The sequence below is a fragment of the Methylobacterium oxalidis genome, assembly GCF_007992195.1.
In the GTDB taxonomy this organism is placed as follows: Bacteria; Pseudomonadota; Alphaproteobacteria; order Rhizobiales; family Beijerinckiaceae; genus Methylobacterium; species Methylobacterium oxalidis.
Window position 1 is genome coordinate 1 of record NZ_BJZU01000216.1, and the last position, 4,332, is coordinate 4,332.

The window sequence follows — 4,332 nt, forward strand, 5'->3', positions numbered from 1 at the left end:
CCCTAGCGACCATTCACGCCGCTGATGGATTGGGCGGGATCGGCATCCAGTGGGGCTTTGTCACGTTGTCGGGCGTAGCCGAAAGTAAACCTACGCTGGCCAGCTTCAGGCCGTAATACCAGCCGCACTGCGCCACGTCTCGAAGGCCTCGGCTCGGAAGAGCCGGTGCGTGCGGGCTGAGACCAGGTGACGAGGAACCGTGAAGGTGTTGTAGGCCGCGGCGTGCAAGGACAGGAAAAGCTGGGCTGAGCCCCTGGATTTGAAGCCCTGCAGCTTCCGCTCGCGTCGTCGCACCGGCACATGGGAGCTCTCGGTGCGGTTGTTCGCTCGCTTGCGCTGGACGTGCGGCGCCCGGCTCAGCTTCATCTCACGAAGTGCCGCTCCGTAGGCCGGGCATTTGTCCGTGACCCACACGTCAGGAGCCATGCCCTGTTTCTTCAGGAGCTTGTGCATGAGCTTCTGGGCTGCTCGCCTGTCGCGCTTGGGCTGGACGAGCACGTCCAGCACCTCGCCTTCCGCATCAACGGCCCGCCAGAGGTACATCTGTCGGTGAAGATCACGGCCGGCTTCCTAGACGGCTCCGCCTGTGAGGCCTGAACGCGTGCGCGCTGCTCGAATCACAGGCAGCAGCCTCGATCCGCGAGCAAAGTGAGCCGTAGAACGAGCGTAGCGCCGCTTCCGCGCGTAGACTGATTGATAGCGACGCCTGAACCGCCCCCATGCTGCAACCTGCACGAGCCGATCAGCGACATGCAATCACGGACCCGGCGGGCGTCTCTTCGACCGTCGAGCTCGCGAGCCTGATCCTGACCGGGCTCGCGCTGCTCGGCGTGCTGCAGTTCCATCTTCTCGGATCGCTTCTGGCAGGCTTGCTGGTCTACGAACTCGTCCATGTGCTCGCGCCCAGGCGCGACGGCGCGCTCGTCCGGCACCACACGGCCAAGGTGATCGTCGTGGCTGTTCTGGCCGCCCTCATCGCTGCCCTGGTCGGGGCCGGCATCCTCGGCCTCGTCGCGCTGCTGTCCAGCGGCTCGGACAATCTCACGCTCCTGCTGCGCAAGATGGCCGAGGTGATCGAGACCCTGCGCTCTCACCTTCCGCCCTGGGCGCTCGACTTCGTTCCCGAGGAATCGACCGAGCTCAAGAACGCGCTCGTGTCGTGGCTGCGGGAGCATGCGGGGCAGGTCCGCTCGATCGGCCAGGATGTCTGGCGGGCGCTGATCCACATCCTGTTCGGGCTCGTGATCGGCGGCCTTGTCGCGGTGAGCCGCGAGACCGGGGCAGGGGAGAGCGGGCCGCTCGTCCGGGCTCTCACGACCCGCATTTGCCTGCTCGCCGCAGCATTCCGCCGCGTCGTGTTCGCTCAGGTCCGGATCTCGGCCCTCAACACCGCCCTCACCGCGCTCTACCTGCTCATGGCCGTGCCGTGGCTGGGCTACCCGCTCCCGTTCACCAAGACCATGGTGGGGCTGACCTTCATCGTCGGCCTCCTCCCGGTCATCGGCAACCTGATCTCGAACACGGTGATCGTTCTGGTGAGCCTGAGCGTCTCACCCGCGCTGGCGGCAGGGTCGCTCGCGTTTCTGGTCGTCATTCACAAGCTCGAATACTTCGTGAATGCGCGCGTGATGGGCGGACACATCCATGCCCGCGCTTGGGAGTTGCTGGTGACCATGCTGTCCATGGAGGCAATTTTCGGCGTTCCGGGCCTTATCGCCGCGCCGATCTTCTACGCCTACCTGAAGAATGAGCTCTCGCGGCAGCGCCTGATCTGAGTGCGACGGCGCAACTGCACCCCCGTGAGTTGCCAGACCCAGGTGGATCGATATGCCGCCGAAACCTGTCGCGCCGAGCCGGCTGGACCCGCCCCCCCTCGTGCACGGACGAGTTCTGCCCGCTCGGCCAGGCAGCTGGCCGCGATCACCGGATCGTCGGCCGGTAGCTTCCCGTTCGCGAGGTACGCCTCAGGCTCAGCCCTCGCTATCCCCTGCGGGGTCGGTCATTCGGCTTTGCTCATCCAGATTGCTGCGGCCGGCAGCGGCCGGGCAGCCTGAGCAGTATCGGCCGAGGCCCGCTCGACATCGCCCAACCTTGCCTGCACTCCGGCTCGAGCCGAGTAGGCGTCAGCCCTTTTCGGGTCAAGGCTGATCGCCCGATCGAAATCGGCCAACGCGGCCTTCAGGTCACCACGATCGCGATAGACAAGCCCACGATTGAAGTAGGCGAGGGCGTGGCGCGGGTTGAGCCCGATGGCCCGCTCGAAGTCAGCTAGCGCCTGATCGGATTCGCCCTTCCGGCCGTACACGGCGCCGCGGCTGCAGAATGCATTAGCATGTGCCGGCGCGAGACGGAGGGCGTCGCCATAGTCAGCCATAGCGCCGTCGAGATCCCCGAGTTCGCCACGAGCGCGACCGCGATTGTAGTAGGCGCTGGCAAGGCCCGGATCGCGGCGGATAGCATCGCCATAGTCTGAGAGTGCACGGGCCCTGTCACCTTGACGCTCGTGGGCGACGGCCCGATCAAAGTAGGCGACAGCCATGAACCTATCCGCTTGGCCAGCCTGATTGATCAGCTGTGTGCAGGCCCTGATTTGCTGGTCAGGATCGCTGGCGCTGACGCAGTCCGTCTGGCTCTGATTGCCTGCTTGAGCCGCAGTCATCACGCTGAGCGCCAAGCCCAGTGATACACAGACGCGAGCCAATCTCATGGCGCCACCTCGCTGCTGGTGCGTTGTGGCCAAGCTTAAACCTGAATGGCGCGAACCGGCATTGCCTGGTTCTGAAACGAGCCCGTCCGTGCCCGACCGTACTGATACTGTCTCACAGCGCAGAAGCTGAGCGGGTTTGCGCGGTCGCCCATGACCTGACTGGCGATCTTGATCAGGCTAGTCGTGAGGCTACTGCATGTTCCAGTTCCTCCGACCCTGGCGCATCCTCGCAAGCAGCCCCGACCGAGCCAGCCAGTCAGGTCATGCCCTTCGCACGAGGCCGGTTTTTATTCCTACTGCCAAGCTCAAGCTTCGGGACGGCTCTCCAGTGAGCGATTCACTCGAGGTTGGCCGATGACAGACTCTGGTGGCCGGCGCGCTTTGCACCCCCATCTTGGCGAAAGCCCAACGCGGCGCTTGACGCCACACGCAGCTAGAGAACTCGCACGCATGACGACCCATCGCGAACAGCCCGCACCCACGGCTCCGAAGCCGCACCAAGAGAGTGTGTGGGACTACCCCCGCCCTCCGCGCCTGGAGCCGGTGCCTGAGCGCCTGCGCGTCGTCTTCGACGGCGTGACCATCGCCGACTCGGTGCGAGGCTGGCGGGTTCTAGAGACGAGCCACCCGCCAACCTACTACCTGCCGCCGGACGACATCCTTCCTGGTGCGCTCGCTTCGGCTGAGGGCAGCAGTTTCTGTGAATGGAAGGGCCGGGCGGTCTACTACGATGTGATCGGCCCGCAGCGGCGGATCCGTCGGATGGCATGGGCCTATCCGAAGCCGAGCGCGCCATTTGCTGCCCTCACCAATCACATTGCCTTCTACGCCGGTCCGATGGACGCCTGCTTCGTCGGCGAGGAGCGCGTCACGCCGCAGCCGGGCGGCTTCTACGGCGGCTGGGTGACAGGCCGGGTGGTTGGTCCCTTCAAGGGCGAGCCCGGAACCGAGGGTTGGTGAATACGAATTCGGCGCAGATGGCTGAAGCCTCTACAGGTGTCCGTCAAACGGCACCAGCCACGGGACAGCCTGGAGGGCGGCGGCTTTGGCTGCCTCCCGCGTCGCGAAATAGGTCCGGAGAAGTATGCCACCGGCGTCCACACGCCGCGGTCTTCAACATCCCGGCTGCAGACCTATTAGGTGCACTTCCTGTGAAGCACTGGATCCTGCACGGCGCCAGTCACGCCTGAGCCGGCGGCCACACTGCGGGCTCCCACACCGATCCGACCGGTCTCGATGCCAGCCGCGAGATGCTACGGTTCTTCATGTCCCATCCGGAGGGCGGCGGAGCGCTCCGACACTGACCGCCTTCCTGGATGAACCAGACGGAAGCGGTTCCTGAGGAGCGTCCCTTGATCGACCTACGCATCCATCACCGGACGACCTACCGCTATCGGCAGCCCGTCGGGCTGGGGCCACACCGGCTGATGCTCCGCCCGAGGGAGGCCCGGGATCTGAAGCTCCTGTCGAGCGACATCGTGGTGACGCCGAATGCAACTGTGAGCTGGACCAACGACGTTGCCGGGAACGCGGTCGCAACAGTCACCTTCGGAACACCGTCCGACACGCTCGTCATCGACAGCATCGCTCACGTTGAACTTTCGGCGGTCACCTAATATCCGGGG

The 4,332-nt window shown here is 65.1% G+C and carries 4 protein-coding genes and 1 pseudogene; 3 read left to right on the top strand and 2 right to left on the bottom strand.

Translation table 11 applies throughout. From position 1 onward, the window contains the following. Positions 1-105 precede the first annotated feature (105 nt). Positions 106-546: pseudogene (locus tag MOX02_RS29520) on the bottom strand (IS6 family transposase); the annotation flags it as partial. Positions 547-719: 173 nt separating this feature from the next. Here MOX02_RS29520 and MOX02_RS29525 point away from each other — a divergent pair. Beyond that, positions 720-1,775: an AI-2E family transporter gene (locus tag MOX02_RS29525; RefSeq protein WP_147029334.1), complete on the top strand. Its 1,056-nt coding sequence runs from the start codon at positions 720-722 to the stop codon at positions 1,773-1,775. A gap of 224 nt (positions 1,776-1,999) precedes the next feature. Here the strand turns inward: MOX02_RS29525 and MOX02_RS29530 are convergent, their stop codons facing one another. After that, complete coding sequence (locus tag MOX02_RS29530; RefSeq protein WP_170268048.1) at positions 2,000-2,539, bottom strand: tetratricopeptide repeat protein; 540 nt, start codon at positions 2,537-2,539, stop codon at positions 2,000-2,002. Between the two features lie 618 nt (positions 2,540-3,157). On the opposite strand from MOX02_RS29530, the gene MOX02_RS29535 reads away from it, so the two are divergent. Together MOX02_RS29535 and MOX02_RS29545 are read left to right on the top strand one after the other, a co-directional pair. Continuing rightward, positions 3,158-3,667 carry a DUF427 domain-containing protein gene (locus MOX02_RS29535; protein ID WP_147029336.1) on the top strand — a complete coding sequence of 170 codons (510 nt, stop codon included), beginning with the start codon at positions 3,158-3,160 and terminating at the stop codon, positions 3,665-3,667. A 392-nt stretch (positions 3,668-4,059) separates the two neighbouring features. Further along, positions 4,060-4,323 carry a transglutaminase N-terminal domain-containing protein gene (locus MOX02_RS29545; RefSeq protein WP_147029337.1) on the top strand — a complete coding sequence of 88 codons (264 nt, stop codon included), beginning with the start codon at positions 4,060-4,062 and terminating at the stop codon, positions 4,321-4,323. Positions 4,324-4,332: the final 9 nt, after the last annotated feature.

What these genes read in the sequence shown, in the direction of transcription:
- MOX02_RS29525 (WP_147029334.1), top strand. Translation starts at nt 720, where the DNA reads ATGCTGCAACCTGCACGAGCCGATCAGCGACATGCAATCACGGACCCG.
- MOX02_RS29530 (WP_170268048.1), bottom strand. Translation starts at nt 2,539, where the DNA reads ATGGCTGTCGCCTACTTTGATCGGGCCGTCGCCCACGAGCGTCAAGGT.
- MOX02_RS29535 (WP_147029336.1), top strand. Translation starts at nt 3,158, where the DNA reads ATGACGACCCATCGCGAACAGCCCGCACCCACGGCTCCGAAGCCGCAC.